This is a genomic window from Sphingopyxis sp. (assembly GCF_016704835.1).
Lineage (GTDB): Bacteria > Pseudomonadota > Alphaproteobacteria > Sphingomonadales > Sphingomonadaceae > Sphingopyxis.
Genome location: NZ_JADIZJ010000022.1, coordinates 69,629 through 86,328, shown reverse-complemented (window position 1 = coordinate 86,328; position 16,700 = coordinate 69,629). Strand labels below are relative to the sequence as shown.

At 64.5% G+C, this 16,700-nt stretch carries 17 protein-coding genes; 8 read left to right on the top strand and 9 right to left on the bottom strand.

What is annotated here, in order from left to right; genetic code table 11:
- Positions 1–8 precede the first annotated feature (8 nt).
- Positions 9–1,487, top strand: coding sequence for a DUF4403 family protein (locus IPF76_RS20335; protein WP_293847497.1), 1,479 nt, complete (start codon positions 9–11; stop codon positions 1,485–1,487).
- Here IPF76_RS20335 and IPF76_RS20330 read toward each other — a convergent pair whose 3' ends face one another.
- Positions 1,488–2,501, bottom strand: a complete 1,014-nt coding sequence (locus IPF76_RS20330) for an inorganic phosphate transporter (protein WP_293847496.1) — start codon at positions 2,499–2,501, stop codon at positions 1,488–1,490.
- 15 nt (positions 2,502–2,516) lie between these two features.
- A complete protein-coding gene (locus IPF76_RS20325) occupies positions 2,517–3,641 on the bottom strand; it encodes a DUF47 family protein (RefSeq protein WP_293847495.1) in 1,125 nt (374 codons plus the stop codon).
- A gap of 189 nt (positions 3,642–3,830) precedes the next feature.
- Here IPF76_RS20325 and IPF76_RS20320 point away from each other — a divergent pair, with 189 nt between their 5' ends.
- Complete coding sequence (locus IPF76_RS20320; protein ID WP_293847552.1) at positions 3,831–5,366, top strand: NAD(P)/FAD-dependent oxidoreductase; 1,536 nt, start codon at positions 3,831–3,833, stop codon at positions 5,364–5,366.
- Here IPF76_RS20320 and IPF76_RS20315 read toward each other — a convergent pair whose 3' ends face one another.
- From IPF76_RS20315 to IPF76_RS20305, 3 genes are read right to left on the bottom strand one after another with little or no spacing between them, the layout of a single operon-like run.
- Positions 5,367–5,549 (bottom strand): DUF3008 family protein, encoded by a 183-nt coding sequence (locus IPF76_RS20315; protein WP_293847494.1) that lies wholly within the window; start codon positions 5,547–5,549, stop codon positions 5,367–5,369.
- Positions 5,550–5,588: 39 nt separating this feature from the next.
- Positions 5,589–6,524, bottom strand: a complete 936-nt coding sequence (locus tag IPF76_RS20310; protein ID WP_293847493.1) for an SDR family oxidoreductase — start codon at positions 6,522–6,524, stop codon at positions 5,589–5,591.
- 17 nt (positions 6,525–6,541) lie between these two features.
- Positions 6,542–7,375 carry a DUF4163 domain-containing protein gene (locus tag IPF76_RS20305; protein WP_293847492.1) on the bottom strand — a complete coding sequence of 278 codons (834 nt, stop codon included), beginning with the start codon at positions 7,373–7,375 and terminating at the stop codon, positions 6,542–6,544.
- A gap of 55 nt (positions 7,376–7,430) precedes the next feature.
- On the opposite strand from IPF76_RS20305, the gene IPF76_RS20300 reads away from it, so the two are divergent.
- The 3 genes from IPF76_RS20300 (at position 7,431) to argC (ending at position 10,794) form a co-directional block, all read left to right on the top strand.
- The gene (locus tag IPF76_RS20300) at positions 7,431–8,834 is read left to right on the top strand and encodes a leucyl aminopeptidase family protein (protein ID WP_293847491.1); all 1,404 of its coding nucleotides are present in this window, start codon (positions 7,431–7,433) and stop codon (positions 8,832–8,834) included.
- A gap of 85 nt (positions 8,835–8,919) precedes the next feature.
- Positions 8,920–9,864, top strand: coding sequence for a C40 family peptidase (locus IPF76_RS20295; RefSeq protein WP_293847490.1), 945 nt, complete (start codon positions 8,920–8,922; stop codon positions 9,862–9,864).
- A 3-nt stretch (positions 9,865–9,867) separates the two neighbouring features.
- Positions 9,868–10,794: an N-acetyl-gamma-glutamyl-phosphate reductase gene (gene argC / locus IPF76_RS20290; protein WP_293847489.1), complete on the top strand. Its 927-nt coding sequence runs from the start codon at positions 9,868–9,870 to the stop codon at positions 10,792–10,794.
- Between the two features lie 127 nt (positions 10,795–10,921).
- On the opposite strand, the gene IPF76_RS20285 is transcribed toward argC, so the two are convergent.
- Positions 10,922–11,137, bottom strand: a complete 216-nt coding sequence (locus IPF76_RS20285) for a hypothetical protein (protein ID WP_293847488.1) — start codon at positions 11,135–11,137, stop codon at positions 10,922–10,924.
- Positions 11,138–11,320: 183 nt separating this feature from the next.
- On the opposite strand from IPF76_RS20285, the gene IPF76_RS20280 reads away from it, so the two are divergent.
- On the top strand, positions 11,321–12,664 hold the full coding sequence (locus IPF76_RS20280; protein ID WP_293847487.1) for a sorbosone dehydrogenase family protein: 1,344 nt from the start codon (positions 11,321–11,323) through the stop codon (positions 12,662–12,664).
- 17 nt (positions 12,665–12,681) lie between these two features.
- Here the strand turns inward: IPF76_RS20280 and IPF76_RS20275 are convergent, their stop codons facing one another.
- Positions 12,682–13,101, bottom strand: coding sequence for a hypothetical protein (locus IPF76_RS20275; protein ID WP_293847486.1), 420 nt, complete (start codon positions 13,099–13,101; stop codon positions 12,682–12,684).
- A gap of 2 nt (positions 13,102–13,103) precedes the next feature.
- A complete protein-coding gene (gene dnaN, locus IPF76_RS20270) occupies positions 13,104–14,219 on the bottom strand; it encodes a DNA polymerase III subunit beta (protein ID WP_293847485.1) in 1,116 nt (371 codons plus the stop codon).
- Between the two features lie 172 nt (positions 14,220–14,391).
- Here dnaN and IPF76_RS20265 point away from each other — a divergent pair, with 172 nt between their 5' ends.
- Both IPF76_RS20265 and IPF76_RS20260 read left to right on the top strand, forming a co-directional pair.
- Entirely contained in the window at positions 14,392–14,889 is a 498-nt protein-coding gene (locus IPF76_RS20265) for a hypothetical protein (protein ID WP_293847484.1), read from the top strand.
- Positions 14,890–15,071: 182 nt separating this feature from the next.
- Positions 15,072–15,764 carry an aspartate/glutamate racemase family protein gene (locus IPF76_RS20260; RefSeq protein WP_293847483.1) on the top strand — a complete coding sequence of 231 codons (693 nt, stop codon included), beginning with the start codon at positions 15,072–15,074 and terminating at the stop codon, positions 15,762–15,764.
- Here IPF76_RS20260 and IPF76_RS20255 read toward each other — a convergent pair.
- A complete protein-coding gene (locus IPF76_RS20255) occupies positions 15,761–16,642 on the bottom strand; it encodes a LysR family transcriptional regulator (protein ID WP_293847482.1) in 882 nt (293 codons plus the stop codon). The two genes, IPF76_RS20260 and IPF76_RS20255, sit on opposite strands and share 4 nt — an antisense overlap.
- Between the last annotated feature and the right edge of the window lie 58 nt (positions 16,643–16,700).

Below are 16,700 nucleotides of genomic sequence, written 5' to 3'. Positions count from 1 at the left end.
GCTGAGACATGCGGGCGATCAACTCAATAGCCGTGGCGATCGTAGCGGCGACCGCGCTCGCCGCCTGCGACCGCAAGGTCGCCGTCGAAGCCCCGCCGCGCGCGACCGACAAGGCGCCCTCGCCGACGCAAAAGTCGCTGATTGCAGTGCCGATCAACGCCGACACGACTGCGCTCAAACAGGCGCTCGAACGCGCGGTGCCAAAGACGCTGTGGACGATCAACCGGCGCGAGCGCGCGTGCGTCAAGCCGCAGCAGGTCAAGCTGTTTGGCAAGAAGGTCAAGGTCACGCCTCCCATCGCCTGCACGATCGTCGGGCGGGTCACGCGCGGTCCTTTGCGGCTGCGCGGGGTGGGCGACGAGATGATCGTCGATGTGCCGCTGAACGCGACGATCGCGGCGCGCGACGTTGGCGGGGTGCTGAAGGGCGAGACCGCGACCGGCGCCGCGATGGCGCACGCGCGGATCAAGATCGACATCACCCCCGACTGGCGCACCCGCGGCACGGCGCGGATCAGTTATGGCTGGACGAAGGCACCGGGGATCGATTTTCTTGGGCGCCGCATCATCTTTACCGATGAAGCCGATGCCAAGCTGAAACCCGTCGTGCGCGACGTCGAGCGCGAAGTGAACCGCGAGATCGCCCGCATCGACATTCGCAATCAGGCGGCCGAGGTGTGGCGGCAAAGCTTCACCGCGCTCGAACTCAACCGTGACAAGCCGCCGGTGTGGATGCGCGTCACCCCGAAGCGCATCCTTTACGGCGGATATCGAATGGAGGGGCAGCAGCTGCGGCTCAACCTCGGGCTTGAGGCGATTACCGAGACCTTTGTTTCGGGTCGCCCGACCGATCCGACGCCGACCCCGTTGCCGAACATGGTCCGCGCCGCGCCCAAGCCGCTCCTCGACGTACGGGTGCCGGTGCTCGCCGATTATGCCCAGCTTCAGCCCGTCGTCGATCGCGCGCTGCTCAAGCGGTCGGCGCGGCCGTTCGACCTGCCCAAGGTCGGACCGATGACGGTCAAATTCGGCAAATCGACGATCTATGGCGCGCCCGACGGACGCATCGCTTTGGGTGTCGATGTCGCGATGCGACTGGCCGACCGCAGCGGCGAGCCGACCCGCGGCCGCATCTGGATGACGGCGGTTCCCGTCAACAAGCCGGGGTCGGCCGAGGTGCATTTCGCCGATCTGGTAATCAACGGCGACACCAATGGGGTCGGCGGCGATCTGCTCATCACGCTTGGGCAAAGCCCGGGCTTTGCCCCGCTGATCGCCGATGCATTGACGCAGAATTTCGCGCGCGACCTTGGCGAACTGCAGGGCAAGATCAAGCACGCCGTCGACCAGCGGCGCGAGGGCGCCTTTGTCATCCGCACCCGGGTCGATGGTTTCGAGATTGGGCAGATCAAGGCCTATGGCAACGGGCTGTACCTGCCGGTGCGGATGTTCGGCGGCGCGAGCGTCGATTATCGGCCCGCGAAATGATCAGAACAGGCGGGTGATGCCATAGAAGGTCGCCGCGACAATCGCGCTGGCCGGGATGGTGATGAACCACGCCGCGACGACATTGCTGGCGACGCCCCAGCGCACCGCGCTCGCCCGGCGGGCGACGCCGGCACCGATGATGCTGCCGGTGATGGTGTGCGTCGTCGACACCGGAATGCCGAGCAGGCTGGCGGTGAACACCATGATCGACCCGCCGGTCGATGCGGCAAAGCCCTGATGATGCGACAGCTTGGTGATCCGCCCGCCCATCGTCTCGATGATCTTCCACCCCCCCGACAGCGTGCCGAGCGCGATGGCGACATAGCAGCTGAACGCCACCCAATGCGGGACATGAAACTCGCCCTTCAGATAGCCCGTCGAATAGAGCAGTACCGCGATGATCCCCATCGTCTTTTGCGCATCGTTAAGTCCGTGGCTGATCGAATAGGCGGCCGAGGACAGCAGGTGGAGACGGCGAAACGTCTTCTCTGCGAAATTCGCGGTAGCGCGGCGCAGCGCCCAGCTGCTGAGCAGCATCACCAGCATCGCCAGCAGCATGCCGAGCATCGGCGAGAGGAAGATCGCGATCACGGTCTTGTTGAGCCCGGTCCACTCGATTCCCTCAAACCCGGCATGCGCCACCCCGGCGCCGACGATGCCGCCGACCAGCGCGTGGCTCGACGAGGACGGGATACCTTTCAGCCAGGTGACAATGTTCCAGAACATTGCGCCCACCAGCGCGCCGAACACGACCGCGGGGGTCACCAGATCCTTGTCGATGATCCCCTTGCCGATCGTCTCGGCAACCTTGTGCAGTTCGGGAAAGATGATCGACAGGAAATAGGCGGCAAAATTGAAGAAAGCGGCGAACAGCACCGCCTGCACCGGCCGGAGCAGCCGCGTTGCGACGACGGTCGCAATGCTGTTTGCGGCATCGTGCAGACCGTTGAGGAAGTCGAACGCCAGCGCCAGGATGACGAGGCCGACGAGAAGCGGGAAAGCGAGTTCGTGCATGGTTGGCGCCCCCGCTTATGCGTGGTCGATGACCAGGCCGTCGATCTCGTTCGCGACATCCTCGAAACTGTCGGTGACGCGCTCGAGGTGACGGAACAGCTCGCGCGCGATCAGAAAACGCGTCGGGTTGGCTTCGCCATGCTCTCGGAACAGCCGCTTGAGTCCGACCGCATGGATTTCGTCGGCATGGCCCTCCATCCGAACCAGACGTTCGGTCAGTTCGTGGAGCCGCGGCCCGTTGGCGCCAATGTTACGCAGCAGCGGCAAGGCTTCGGCGGTGAGCCGCGCCGCGTCGACGATGATGCCGCCGATATCGCGCATCTCGGGCTCGAATTCGGTGACATCGTAGAGGTCGACCGCGCCCGCGGTTTTCTGCATCTCGTCGATCGCATCGTCCATTGAAGCGATCAGATCGGTGATCGCGCTGCGGTCGAACGGGGTCAGGAAAGTCCGGCGAACGGTCTGCAACACTTCACGAGTGATCGCGTCGGCGTCATGCTCGCGCTCGATGATTTCCTGGACATGGTCAGCCATGCCCTCGCCGCCCTGCAGCATCCGCGACAAGGCGTTCGCGCCCGCCACCAGCGTCGCCGCGTGGCTTTCGAACAATTCAAAGAAATTTCCCTGTCGCGGCAGCAAACGCTGAAACCATGCGAACATCCAGCTTACTCCGGCTTTTTCTGCAACATTCTGGGTGGCGCTTCTCGGCGCGGCGACGGCACGAAAGCCGCCATCGCCAAACGAACGGATCAGTGCCTGTAGATCGGGCTCGTCTACCGCCGAAGCGGCATCGCGGAACGAGAACCATTTGCGCTCGCGCTCATCCATTTCTTTCCAGTCGGTGAGCTCGTTGGTCACCGCGAGCGGAAAGACTTCGACATTGTACATGATCGACGCACCGTTCGCGCGCCGCTTGCGATATTCATAACTGCCGATCGGGGTCGGACATACCGCGCCGGTGACGCCGGCTTCTTCCTCGGCTTCGACAGCGGCGGCGGCGTGGCGCGTCATGCCCGACAGCGGATTGCCTTTCGGCACCACCCAGCGCTTCGTCTCGCGCGACGTGATCAGCAGAATTTCGGTCGGACCATCCTGAGCCGATCCGCCGAATCGATAAGGGAGGACAGCGATCTGACGCACAGACTCTACCTTTTCCGGAAGTTTATCGCCCATGGGGGCCAAGGTGACAAAAGCGTTACGCCTCTATGACAATAATATGACAGCGACAAGCGGGCTTCGTCGCGGCGCCGCTTTCCGTTAACGTCAATTCGATTGCAAAATGCAACGCGGTGCGTAAGCTGACGTCAAACATAGCCGGGAGACAGGATGATGGCAGGTACCGCGACGAGGGAACGCGCCGCAGAGACGAAAGCTGCACCGGTCGATCAGGATGTGCTGATCGTCGGCGCCGGCATCTCGGGCATCGGCATGGCGGTCCATCTCCAGCAGTATAGTCCAGACCGCAGCTTCGCACTCGTCGAACGCCGCGCCAATCTGGGCGGCACCTGGGATCTGTTCCGTTATCCCGGCATCCGATCGGACAGCGACATGCACACGCTGGGGTTCGTGTTCGAACCATGGAAGCATGAAAAGACGATCGCCGACGGCCCTGCGATTCTCGAATATCTCAATCGCATCGTCGACGAGCGCCATATCCGCGAGCGCATCCGCTTCGACCGCAAGGTGGTCGGCGCCGATTGGGACAGTGCGGCGGCGCGCTGGACGGTCACGCTGGAGGACAATGCGGGCGGAACGTCGACGACCACCGCGCGCTGGCTCTACCTCGGGGCTGGTTATTATGATTATGACGAGCCGTTCGACGCCAGCTTCACGGGGCGCGAAGATTTTCAGGGCCAGATCATCCATCCGCAATTCTGGCCCGAAAATCTCGATTATACGGGCAAGAGGGTCGTCGTGATCGGGTCAGGCGCGACGGCGGTCACGATCGTCCCGTCGATGGCCGACAAGGCCGCGCATGTAACAATGCTCCAGCGCACCCCGACCTGGTATTTCATCCGGCCGGCGAAGGATGCCCTGGCCAATTTCCTGCGCAAGGTCCTGCCTGAAAAGCTCGCCTATAAGATCACGCGCTTCAAGAATGTGAAGCTGCAAGACATCGGTTTTCGCCGCGCGCGAAAAGCCCGAGAAGGTCAGGATTTCCTGACCGGCAAGATCAAGGACGCGCTCGGCGAGCGCTATGATGAAAAGGCGTTCACCCCGCCTTATAATCCATGGGACCAGCGCCTGTGCCTGGTTCCCGACGCCGATTTTTTCAACGCGATGAAGGCCGACAAGGCATCCATCGTCACCGATCATATCGAGCGCTTTGACGCGTCCGGCATCCAGTTGAAGTCGGGCCAGCATCTCGACGCCGACATCATCGTCACCGCAACCGGGCTCAAACTCGCCGTCGCAGGCAAGATTCCGGTGCGCGTCGATGGCGCGCTCGTCGACTGGAGCGAGCATTATTATTACAAGGCGTGCATGTTCTCGAACGTCCCGAATTTCTCAGCGGTGTTCGGTTACCTCAACGCCAGCTGGACGCTGCGCGCCGACATCGTCGCCGAATATGTCTGCCGCGTGCTGAACCATATGCGAGCGACAGGCACGACCGTGGCGACCCCGGCGCTCGCCGACCCGGCGGCGCTGACCGAAGAGAATATTTTCGACTTCTCATCGGGTTATATCCAACGCTCGCTGCACATCATGCCGAAAAACGCCGACAAGCTGCCGTGGCGGCTCAACCAGAATTACATCCAGGACCGCATCGACATGAAGACCGGCGCTATCGACGACGGGGTGCTGGCATTCGGCAATGCGCGGTCGCTGGTTTCGATACCCGCCGAGTTGGAAGCCGCCGAATAATCAGTCGATATGGTCAGGCTTGCCCTTGGCCGAGCCTGACGCGAAATCTTCGAGTTCGGCCTCGCTCATATTTTCGGCCATCTGCTTCGATGCGCCCTTGAGTTTCGATTTCGGCGTATCGCCGCGCTTGGCGCTGAGCGCGGCGCCCGCCGCCTTTTGCTGCGCCTTGGATTTGGCTGGCATGATCCGTCTCCCGCCTTCCCCCGCTATTGGCTAATACCCCTACCCATTAACGATCGTGCCGCCGTTGGGATGCAGCACCTGGCCCGACATATAGCTGCTGTCGTCGCAGGCGAGGAACAGGAAGCAGGGCGCGACCTCATTCGGTTCGCCGGGTCGCTTCATCGGCGTGTCCTCGCCAAAGGTCGCGACCTTGTCCGCGGGGGCGCCGCCGCGCGGATTGAGCGGGGTCCAGATCGGCCCCGGCGCAACGCCGTTGACGCGGATGCCTTTCTCGACGAGATTTTCGCTGAGCGAGCGCGTAAACGCCGTGATCGCGCCCTTGGTGGCGCTGTAATCGAGCAACCCGCCCGACCCCTGATACATGGTGACGCTGGTGCAATTGACGATAGCGGCGCCTTTTTTGAGGTGGGGAAGCGCCGCCTGCACGAGATAGAACATGCCGAAAATGTTCGTCGCAAAGGTCTGTTGCAACTGATCAGGGCTGATGGAGCGAATGTCTTCGGCGGGGTGCTGCTCGCCGGCATTGTTGATGAGGATGTCCAGCCGCCCCAGCTTCGCGACCGTTTGCGCAACGATCGTTTCGCCCGACTTTGCTTTGCCGACATCGGCCTTGATCGCGATGGCGCGGCGCCCCTCTGCCTCCACGATTGCCGCGGTCTCGACCGCGTCCGCCCGGTTGTCGAGATAGACGATCGCGATATCAGCCCCCTCGCGCGCGAACAGTGCACAGACGGCGCGGCCGATGCCGCTGTCGCCGCCGGTGACGATCGCCACTTTGCCCTCAAGCCGGCCCGAACCGGGATAGCGCGGCTGCCATTTCGGCGGGCGGTCGAGCTCGACTTCGCGATCCGATGGCGGCCGGGCAATCGTCTTGCCCGATCCGACTTCGCGTCGCAGCTTCGCTGCGGCCTTCGCCTTTCCCTTTTGCTCTTTCGCGCTTTCGCCGACTTTGCCGGCCTTGGGCTGTTTCGCCATGATGCTGTCCTTCGGTTTCAATTGATGGGGAGGAAGTCGCGCTTGAAGTCGTCCTTGACTGCACCGACGAGCGCACCGGTGACTGGCACATTGATCTTGTAGCTGCCCTCGGCAAACGGGCCGATTTCATACGGCGCGATGGCGATCGTCATGCGGTCGAGATAGCGGCCGTCGGACGAGCCGAGCCAAACTGTCTGCGCAGATGCGGGCGGGCATTTGCCGAACGGGCTGTCCGGCGCTTCCTCGGCGACGATGCCCTTGGACGCTTTGGCACGCTTGATCCCCGAGCAGAATCGCTCCCGGATCGCGGCGTCAAACGCTTCGCCGCTCGTGAACAGGTCGAGCGGCTGCAGCCGCTTCGCGCGGTTGCGGTCCCACAACAACGTCGCAAAACTGGTCATGCCGTGCGCGCCGCCGGTGTAGGTCTGGATTTCCGCCGAAAGGCTGAGGAAGCGCGGCGTGTCCGACACCCGCTGCCAGGTCTGAAGATGGCTATGCGGGCGATAGGGGAAGCCCGTCTTTTCCGCCGCCGCCTTGTCGCGCCGGGCCGTCGCGATCAGCGCGTCGCGCCTCGTCGCGCGGTCGTTATCGAGCCACGCCGCCAGCCCCGTGATTGCCGCCGCCTCACGCGGATAGGCATAAGCGAATTCGACGAGGTCGTTACTTTCCTTGACGTTCGACGCCGCGGCGTTTTTGGCTTGTGCATCGGCGGCGGCGCCCGGCGGGGCACCGGGAACCGCTGCCGCCGCCGCCTGCTCAGCGGGCGTGGGCGGATCATCCGTACAGCCGGAAAGGAGCGCGGCGCCGGTCAGGAGCAGCAGGATGGCGGCGTTGCGTGTTGCGGTTGTCATGCCAGGATAACGCGGGGAATCGACAAAATATCCACGGCGGCCTAGCACCGCTGCCATGACCGACTATTCCGACCTGATCCAGCCCGACAAGGGGCAGGACGCCCGTCCGATCCATCTTGTCGACAAAAAGAGCTATGACGAATGGCTCAAGGGCCGCAGCGCCCGCGAACGCGCGCACCTTGCTGCGGTCGGCTTCAAACCCGACGCCTATGTTCACGCGATCCTGCCGGGCGACGATCCCGACAAATGGGCCGTGGTCACCACGGTGGCCAAGACCGACAGCCTGTCGGCCTGGTGCCTCGCCAAGCTGGGACAAATCCTGCCCGCCGGACGCTATCGCCTCGAAGGCCAGCAACCTGGCAAGGCCATGTTCGGGTGGATGAGCGCGCAATATCGCTTCGACGCCTATCGGGCCAAGGTCGAGACCAAGGGGCCGCGGGTGCTGCTGACCAGCGACGTCGGCGCGATTGCGCCGCTGGTGGCGGAAATGCGCGCGACCGCACTCGTGCGCGACATGGTCAACACCCCCGCCGCCGACATGGGTCCGTCGGCAATTGAAAAGGCGGCCGAACGCATCGCCAAGGCGCACGGCGGCAAGCTGACGGTCACCAAGGGCGAGGCGCTCGAACACGGCTATCCGATGATCCATGCCGTCGGACGCGCCGCAGCGAAGCATCACGCGCCGCGGCTGATCGAGATCGAATGGGGCAAGGAAGGCGACCCGCGCGTCGCTCTGGTCGGCAAGGGGATCAGCTTCGACAGCGGCGGGCTCGACATCAAGCCGGCGTCTGGCATGCGGCTGATGAAAAAGGACATGGGCGGCGCCGCGCATGTGCTGGCGCTTGCCGAACTGGTTATGGCGAGCGGGCTGCCGGTGAGGCTGCACTGCCTGGTGGCGGCAGCGGAAAATGCCATTTCCGCCGATGCGTTTCGCCCGGGCGATGTGTTGAAAAGCCGCCTTGGCCTGACAGTCGAAATCGGCAACACCGACGCCGAGGGCCGGCTGGTGCTAGGCGATGCGCTGGCGAAGGCGGGCGAGTCCAAGCCCGAATTGATCATCGATTTCGCGACGCTGACCGGCGCCGCGCGCGTTGCGCTTGGCCCCGACCTGCCGCCGCTATTTGCGAACGACGACACGCTGGCGGAGGCCATCCTGACCGCAGGGATCGAACGCGACGACCCGGTTTGGAGGATGCCGCTGTGGGACGGCTATGCCGATTTGCTCGAAACCGACATCGCCGACCTTGGCAACGCAGGCAGCTCGGCCTTTGCCGGGACGATCACCGCCGCGTTGTTCCTCAAGCGCTTCATACCCGACGGCGTCGCCTGGGCGCACGTCGATACCTTTGCCTGGCGCCCGTCGGCGAAGCCCGGTCGCCCTAAAGGCGGCGCCGCGCTGGGCTTGCGCGCCGCGTGGGCGATGCTGCAGGCACGTTACGACCGGCGCGGCAAGGCCTGAACATTCTTGATAAAGCGCGTCCGGCTGGTCTAATGGCGCCCGATTGTCCGCCGGGGGCGCGCAACAGCTATTTACGGGACGACAGGTGACAGCTCAAAGCGGCGAAAATTCAGCGGCACATCGCGTCCGCATGGGACGCCCCGGCGCCGTCGGCGCGGGCCGCGACCGCTTTGGCCTGACCGGCACGTCGCAGGCCTATGATCCGCGCATCGTCGCGATCCGCCCCGACCTCGCTGACATTGCCGTCGCCGGTCAGCATTTCGCGCCGCATTATGCCGCGCCGATGATGCGCAGCGGCGTGCTGCCCGCCGCGGTGCTACGCGGATCGCCGTCGCTCGACGCCGACCAGACCAGCGAGTTGCTGTTTGGCGAAGGCTTTGCCCTACTCGACCTGACCGGCGGCTGGGCATGGGGCTATTGCCTGGCCGACCATTATGTCGGTTATTTGTCCGCCGATGCGCTCGCCGCGCCGATTGCGCCGACCCACCGCGTCGAGATGATCGAAGCCATCCTGCATAACGCGCCCGACGCCGCCAGCGGTGGCCCCGCGGTCCTGCCGCGCGGCGCCCTGGTGATGGGCGAGGCCGAGGGAGAGTGGCTCGCAACGGCGCACGGCTATCTGCCGCTCGCCGCGCTGGTCGAGGTCGGCGACGAGGATGGGGACCCCGCCGGCCGCGCCGAGGAACTGATCGGCACCCCTTATTTGTGGGGCGGCCGCACGGCGAAGGGCATCGACTGTTCGGGGCTGGTCCAGCTGAGCTGGGCGGCGGCCGGAATTCAATTGCCGCGCGATAGCGATTTGCAGCTCGCAGCACTCGGCGCCGACAAGGACATCGATCCCTCGGCGCTCGCGCGCGGTGACCTGGTGTTCTTTCCCGGCCATGTCGGGATCATGGCGGACGAGCGCCAAATCATCCACGCCAGCCGACGATGGATGGCGGTGAAAGCGGAACCGCTGGCCGACGTCATCGCACGTTCGGCCGCCAAGGATCACGACCCGCCGGTGAGCGGGTATAAACGACTGCGATAAATCATGGCACAGACGGTCTTCATCGACGGCGCGGCGGGAACGACGGGCCTGGAAATTGCCGAGCGGCTCGCGGGGCGAAGCGAATTTTCGCTGCTGGCAATCGACGACGCGCGGCGCAAGGACGCAAAGGCGCGGCGCGAGGCGCTGAACGACGCCGATTTCGTCATCCTTTGCCTGCCCGACGACGCCGCGCGCGATGCCGTCGCCATGATTGCCAATGGCCGCACCCGCGTCATCGACGCATCGACCGCGCACCGTGTGGCGCCAGGCTGGGTCTATGGCTTTCCCGAGATCAGCGGGCACGACGCGGTCGCCAGCGCGGCGCGGGTCAGCAACCCCGGCTGCTATTCGACCGGCTTCATCGCGCTCATCGCGCCGCTCGTCCGCGCCGGACTGCTTCCCGCCGACTGGCCCTACGCCTGCAACGCGGTTAGCGGCTATTCGGGCGGCGGCAAGGCGCTGATCGAACGCTTCGAGCAGGACCGCGACATCGCCTGGCGCGGCTATGCGCTGGGGCTCGGCCACAAGCATGTGCCCGAGATGCAGGCGCACTGCGGCCTGTCGATCGCCCCGCTGTTTTCGCCATCGGTCATCCCGGCGCATCGCGGCATGGTGGTCGACGTGCAACTGCCGCTGACGGCAATGCCAAAGGCGGGAGCGCCGGATGCGCTGCGCGCCGCGCTCGCCGATTTTTATGCCGCTAGCCCGATCGTGGTTATGGGCGACGCGCCCAAGGACAGCGAAATGCTGCTCCGCGCCTCGCACTCCGGCGATGATCGGATCGAGCTGTTTGTCTTCGCCAACGCCGACGCCAGCCAAGCGCGGCTGATCGCGCAGCTCGACAATCTGGGGAAAGGCGCGAGCGGCGCCTGTGTCCAGAATCTCAACATCATGGCGGGATTGCCCGAAACCGCGGCCCTGCGGCTCTAGAATTGGTCGTCCTTGCGAGGAGTCAAGCGCAGCGAAGCAATCGCCAGCCTTCGGCTTGGCGCTAGGCCGATCGCTCGAGATTGCTTTGCTTCGCTCGCAATGACGCAAAAAATTGGGTTGCTGACCCTCAATGCACCGTGTCGAGAATGTCCTCGACCGCCAGATAGGTGATCAGGCGTTCGATCTGGCGCCAGCGCGCGAAATGGACGTGGTTGCCCAGCACGCGATATTGCTCGGCGCGCGCAGCGGCAGCGAAACCCGCCTCTTCGCCATGCACGCGGATCAGCGCATGGGCGTCTTCGACCGCTGCGCGATCGGTCAGAAATGGTGCAGGCAGATGCATGGAGTCCCTGTCCGTTGCCTTGGAACCGTTCTCCTAAAGCGCACGCCTCACCGCGCCGTTCCCAACCGTGATGAAGATTTGGGTAAGGTTAATCGTACCCGCAAATTTATTAACCCTAAGCCTTGTCTCGATGAACGCGTTTCGCCTCTTTGCCGCCGCGCTTCGTCCGTGTAGGAAAGTGCGATGCGCAAGATCCTGAAATATGTCGCCCTCGCCCTGCTGCTGCTCATCGTGATCGGCGGCGTGACGCTGTACGTCATGTCGCGCCCCGACGTAGCGCGCTTCTCGACCGCCGAACTGAGCGGCCGGGTGCCGGTGATGGCGTCGCAAAAGACCGAAACCTTTCCAACCATTAACGTCCCTGAAGCAACCGGCTGGCCCGCGGCGCAAGCGCCGCGAGCGGCGCAGGGACTTGCCGTTGCGCGCTTTGCCGCAGGGCTCGATCACCCGCGTGCCATGCTCGTGCTGCCCAATGGCGACGTACTCGTGGCCGAAGCCCAGAGTCCGCCGCGCGATACCTCGGGGATCGAGGGCAAGGTCATGAGCAATCTGATGACCAAGGGCGGTACCGGTCGTCGCCCTTCGGCGAACCGCATCACCCTGCTCCGCGACGCTGACGGCGACGGCAAGGCCGAGGTCAAGACCGCCTATATCACTGGTCTCAACTCGCCTTATGGCATGGCGCTGGTCGGTGACACGCTTTATGTCGCCAACACCGACGCGCTGCTCGCCTTCCCCTATGTGGCGGGCGAGACGAAAATGAGCGGCAAGTCGGCCAAGATCGTCGACCTGCCCGCCAAAGGGACCAACCGTCATTGGACCAAGAGTCTGGCCGCCGCACCCAACGGCTGGCTCTACATCGGGGTCGGCGCCGACAGCAATATCGGCGAAAAGGGCATGAACCGCGAATTCCGCCGCGCCAGCGTGCTCGAAGTTCGGCCTGAGCAGAAATATATCCGCACCTTTGCCGCCGGCATCCGCAATCCCGTCGGCTTGGGTTTCTATCCCGGCAGCGACCGACTGTGGACCGTGGTCAACGAGCGCGACATGCTCGGCAGCGATCTGGTCCCCGACTATCTGACCGACGTGACCGAGGGCGATTTTTATGGCTGGCCCTGGTATTATTGGGGCGGCTTCGTCGACCCGCGCGTCGAGCCCGAGGCGGAGGATCGCCGCCAATATGTCAAGCGCCCCGACTATGGCCTGGGCGCGCATGTCGCGCCGCTGGGGATGACCTTCACCCAGGGCCTGGATCTGGGCGAGCGCTGGGCGAACGGAGCGCTGATCGCGCTCCACGGGTCGTGGAACCGCGAACCGGCGGCGGGTTACAGCATCGTGTTCGTGAAGTTTGGGGCCAACGGCAAACCCGTCGACGCCCTGCCCGTTACGCTGCTTGATCAGTTTCTCGGCAAGGACGGCAAGACCACGCGCGGCCGTCCAGCGGATGTGAAGGTCGCCAAGGATGGCAGTGCGCTGGTCGCCGACGACACCGGCGGGGTGATCTGGCGGGTGGCGAAGGCTGGGTAAGCCCTGACGCGCGGCAGCTAGGTGCCATTGCGCCTTGTGGAAGGAGCATCTTGCGCGGCGCTCAAGAGCTTGCCTGCCCGCTCCAATTCGCCACCTATCATTATTGCCTCGGCGCCGCATCGCTGCGCCTCGGTCACCAATATTGGGGTGAGCGCCTGATAGACGGCCGGCGTCAAGACGTCTGCGACGCGTAAGTCGGCGTGCCGACCCTTCAACTTTCCAAGAAAATAGGTGAGAACGGTCGTTATCCCGACAGCCTCGGCCGAATCCGGAGCGCCATTCGCCGCCGCGTTGCCCAGTGCAATGCTGCTTGCGGCAAGGCAGTTGACGTCGGCACGATCCTGATCGGAGAAGCCAAATGGCTCCGCTGCCAAGGCGGACAAGGAGAGCGAAGCTGCTACGGCAATAGCGAGCAAAACGCTTGCCGGCAGCCGCATTGTCACACCCGCATCGGCATCAATACGTAAAGCGCCGGGCTTTTCTCACTTTCGCGGATCAGGGTCGGGGCGTTGGCGTCGGCGAGATGCAGTTCGACCGTGTCGCCATCGACCTGACCGAGGATGTCGCTGAGGTAACGCGCGTTGAAGCCGATTTCCATCGCTTCGCTGTCGTAAACTGCCGCAACCTCTTCCGCCGCGGTGCCGTTTTCGGGGCTGGTCACCGACAGGGTGATGCGATCCTTGTCGAGGCCGACCTTGACCGCCCGGGTCTTTTCGCTGGCGATCGTCGAAACGCGGTCGACGCCCTGATACAGGCTTTTCGGGTCGACCTTGAGCAACCTGTCGTTTGCGGTCGGGATGACGCGGCTGTAATCGGGGAAGGTGCCGTCGATCAGCTTCGAGGTCAGGATCGCGTTGCCGAGCTGGAACCGGATCTTGCTCGCCGACAGGCTGATTTCGACATTTCCCTCGGCCTCGTCGAGCAGCTTGCGGATTTCGGTGACGCATTTACGCGGCACGATGACGTCGGGCATGCTGTTTGCGCCCTCGGGGCGGGTCACGGTGTAGCGCGCGAGGCGGTGGCCGTCGGTCGCCGCGGCTTTCAGCACCGGACCCGACGCGTCTTCGGCGACGTGCAGGAAGATGCCGTTCAGATAATAGCGCGTCTCTTCGGTCGAGATCGCGAAGCGCGTCTTGTCGATGATCTGGATCAGTTCTGCCACCGGCAGTTCGAAATTGGTCGGCAGGTCGCCCTCGGCGATCACCGGGAAATCGTCGCGCGGCAGCGTCGGCAGGTTGAAGTTCGAGCGGCCTGCCTTGACCTGCATCTTGCCCTCGGCGGCGGCCAGGCTAACCTCGGCGCCTTCGGGCAGCTTGCGCGCAATTTCGAACAAAGTATGCGCCGACACCGTCGTCGTTCCCGCGGTTTCGACCTTTGCCGCGATCGTTTCGACGACCTGCAGGTCGAGGTCGGTCGCCATCAGCTTAAGCTGGCCCGACGCGTCGGCTTCGATCAGGACGTTCGACAGGATGGGAATGGTATTGCGCCGCTCGACCACCGACTGGACGTGGCCAAGGCTCTTCAACAACACTGCGCGTTCGATCGTCGCTTTCATTCTAATCCGCCATCCCTGTGTTCCGCGGGAGAAGTCCCTGAAAGGGCCGCCATCGAAGGCGATTCGTTCCCCCGATTCCCGGCCCCTGAAAATGCCCACCTTCCTTAACGCACGCGTCGGCACGTGCAAGCCATGCTTGCAAAGCATCGCCAATCGCGCGAACGAAGGCGCGATGCGGCGCTGGACCTACTTTTTCTTGATACTGGCGGCGCTGCCCGCCGCCGCGCTCGCTGCCGCCCCGACGGCGCTCGGCATTTTCGACGGCTGGGGCGCGTTCCGCGACCCCGCCACCCCGCGCTGCTACGCGCTCGCCGCGCCCTCGGCGACGATCGGTACCCCGCAGGTGAAAGCCTATGCCAGCGTCGGTTATTGGCCCAAATCGCGCATCCGCGGCCAATTCTACGTTCGCCTGTCGAAAGCGCGCCCGCCGGGGCGCGACCTGCGCCTGACGATCGGCAGCCGCCGCTTCATCCTGACCGGCAACGGCGCGCATGGCTGGGCCGGCGATCCCCGGATGGATGCCGCGATCGTCGCCGCAATGCGATCGGCCCCCAGCATGAGCGTCGCAAGCAGCACCGCCAGCGGCGGCGCGATCGCCGACACCTATCGCCTGCGCGGCGCGGCGACGGCGATCGATGCGGCGGCATTGGGATGCGCGAAGCTGCGGTGAGGCTATTGGGAAAAGGGACCGATTTCTGCGCGACGTCACGCGCAAATCGCTTTTGCGCGCGGGCGTTGAGTGCGGAAGGGCGTCGGTAATTGCCAGCAGGAAAAATGTGTCGCTCGTCATCGCCCTGCAGGCAAAATCGGCGCCATATTGGATGACAGCGATTTCTCGACGGACATGACGCAATGAAGACAATCGGCCTGATCGGCGGCTTGAGCTGGGAAAGCTCCGCGGAATATTACCGGCGGCTCAATCGCCAGGTGCGCGAGCAGCTCGGCGGACTGCACGCTGCGAACATCCTGATGCACTCGCTCGATTTTGCGCCGGTCGCAGCATTGCAGGCGCGAGGCGACTGGCCGGCACTCGACCGCGCGATGGTCGAGGCGGCGGTGAAGCTCGCGCGCGGCGGCGCCGACATTCTCCTCATCTGCTCGAACACGATGCACCGCTGCGCCAATGCGGTCGCGGCCGCCTCGCCGATCCCGCTGATCCATATCGCCGACCCCGTTGCCACGGCGATCAGGGCGGCGGGCCTCCGCCGCGTCGGCCTGCTCGGCACCGCCTTTACGATGGAGCAGGATTTTCTGAAGGAGCGGTTGGCGCAAGCGGGGATTGAGGTGATCGTTCCCGACGATGCGGGGCGCGAGACGATCCACCGGATCATTTACCACGAACTGGTTCGGGGCGTCGTCAACGCCAAATCGCGCGACCGGTACCGCGAAGTGATCGCGGCGCTCGTCGATCGCGGCGCGCAGGCGATCATTCTCGGCTGTACCGAAATCATGCTGCTGGTCGGCGATGACGACAGCGCGGTGCCGCTGTTCGACACGCTGGCGCTGCATGTCGATGCTGCGGTCGCGGCCGCGCTGGGGCGCTAACTGCGCGCCAGCTTGGTCAACGCCGCCGCCAGAAAATCGAGCACCAACCGCACTCGCGGCACATGGCGCAGCCGCTCGTGGGCGAGCAGCCACAGCCCGGTGGTATCCTCGCTCTTGGGCGGGATGCAGCGGATCAGGTCGGGTTCGCGGTCAGCAATGAAGGCGGGCAAGATGGTGAGCCCCATGCCCGAGCGCACCCCGGCAAGCAGGCCGGTACCGGTGTCATATTGCATCACCACCGATGTCTCGAGCCCATATTGCCGCAGCCACGCCTGATAGGGTTCCCACACGCCGCCACCGCCGCCAATAAACGGGTGCGCGGCCAGTTGTTCGCGGCTGTGCGGGATGCCATGGCGGTCAGCATAGTCGCGGCTGCAGTAGACGGTCCACGGATTGTCGGCGATCCGCCGACCGACCAACCCCGCGCCGGTCGGTTGTTTGCTGCTGCGGATCGCGATGTCGGCGGCGCCGCTCGCCAGATCGCGCGGCTCGTCTGCGGTGTCGAGCTGGATGTGAATGCCCGGATGTTCGGCGCGCAGATCGCGCAGGATCGGCGGCAGGATGGTCACCGCGAAGATTTCCATCGTCGTCAGGCTGACCGTGCCACCCGCATCGCGCGATGACGCGCTTGCCGCTTCGCCAAAACGGTCGGCGGCTTCGCGCACCGCCGCAGCGCTCCCCAGCATCGCCTCGCCGACCGGGGTCAGCGCGTAGCCCGCCTGGCGCCGCTCGAACAGATTGAGGCCGGTTGCTTCCTCGAGCGCCGCAATACGCCGCGCGACGGTCGTCTGGCTGACGCGCAGCGACTGCGCCGCGGACAGGGTGCTGCCGGTCTCGGCAACGGCCAGAAAGGCTTTGAGGTCGTTCCAATCATACATGGCGTCTTGTGCGTCATAATCCGCCGGGGCTCATTCTGCAATTTTGCAGAATGGCAAC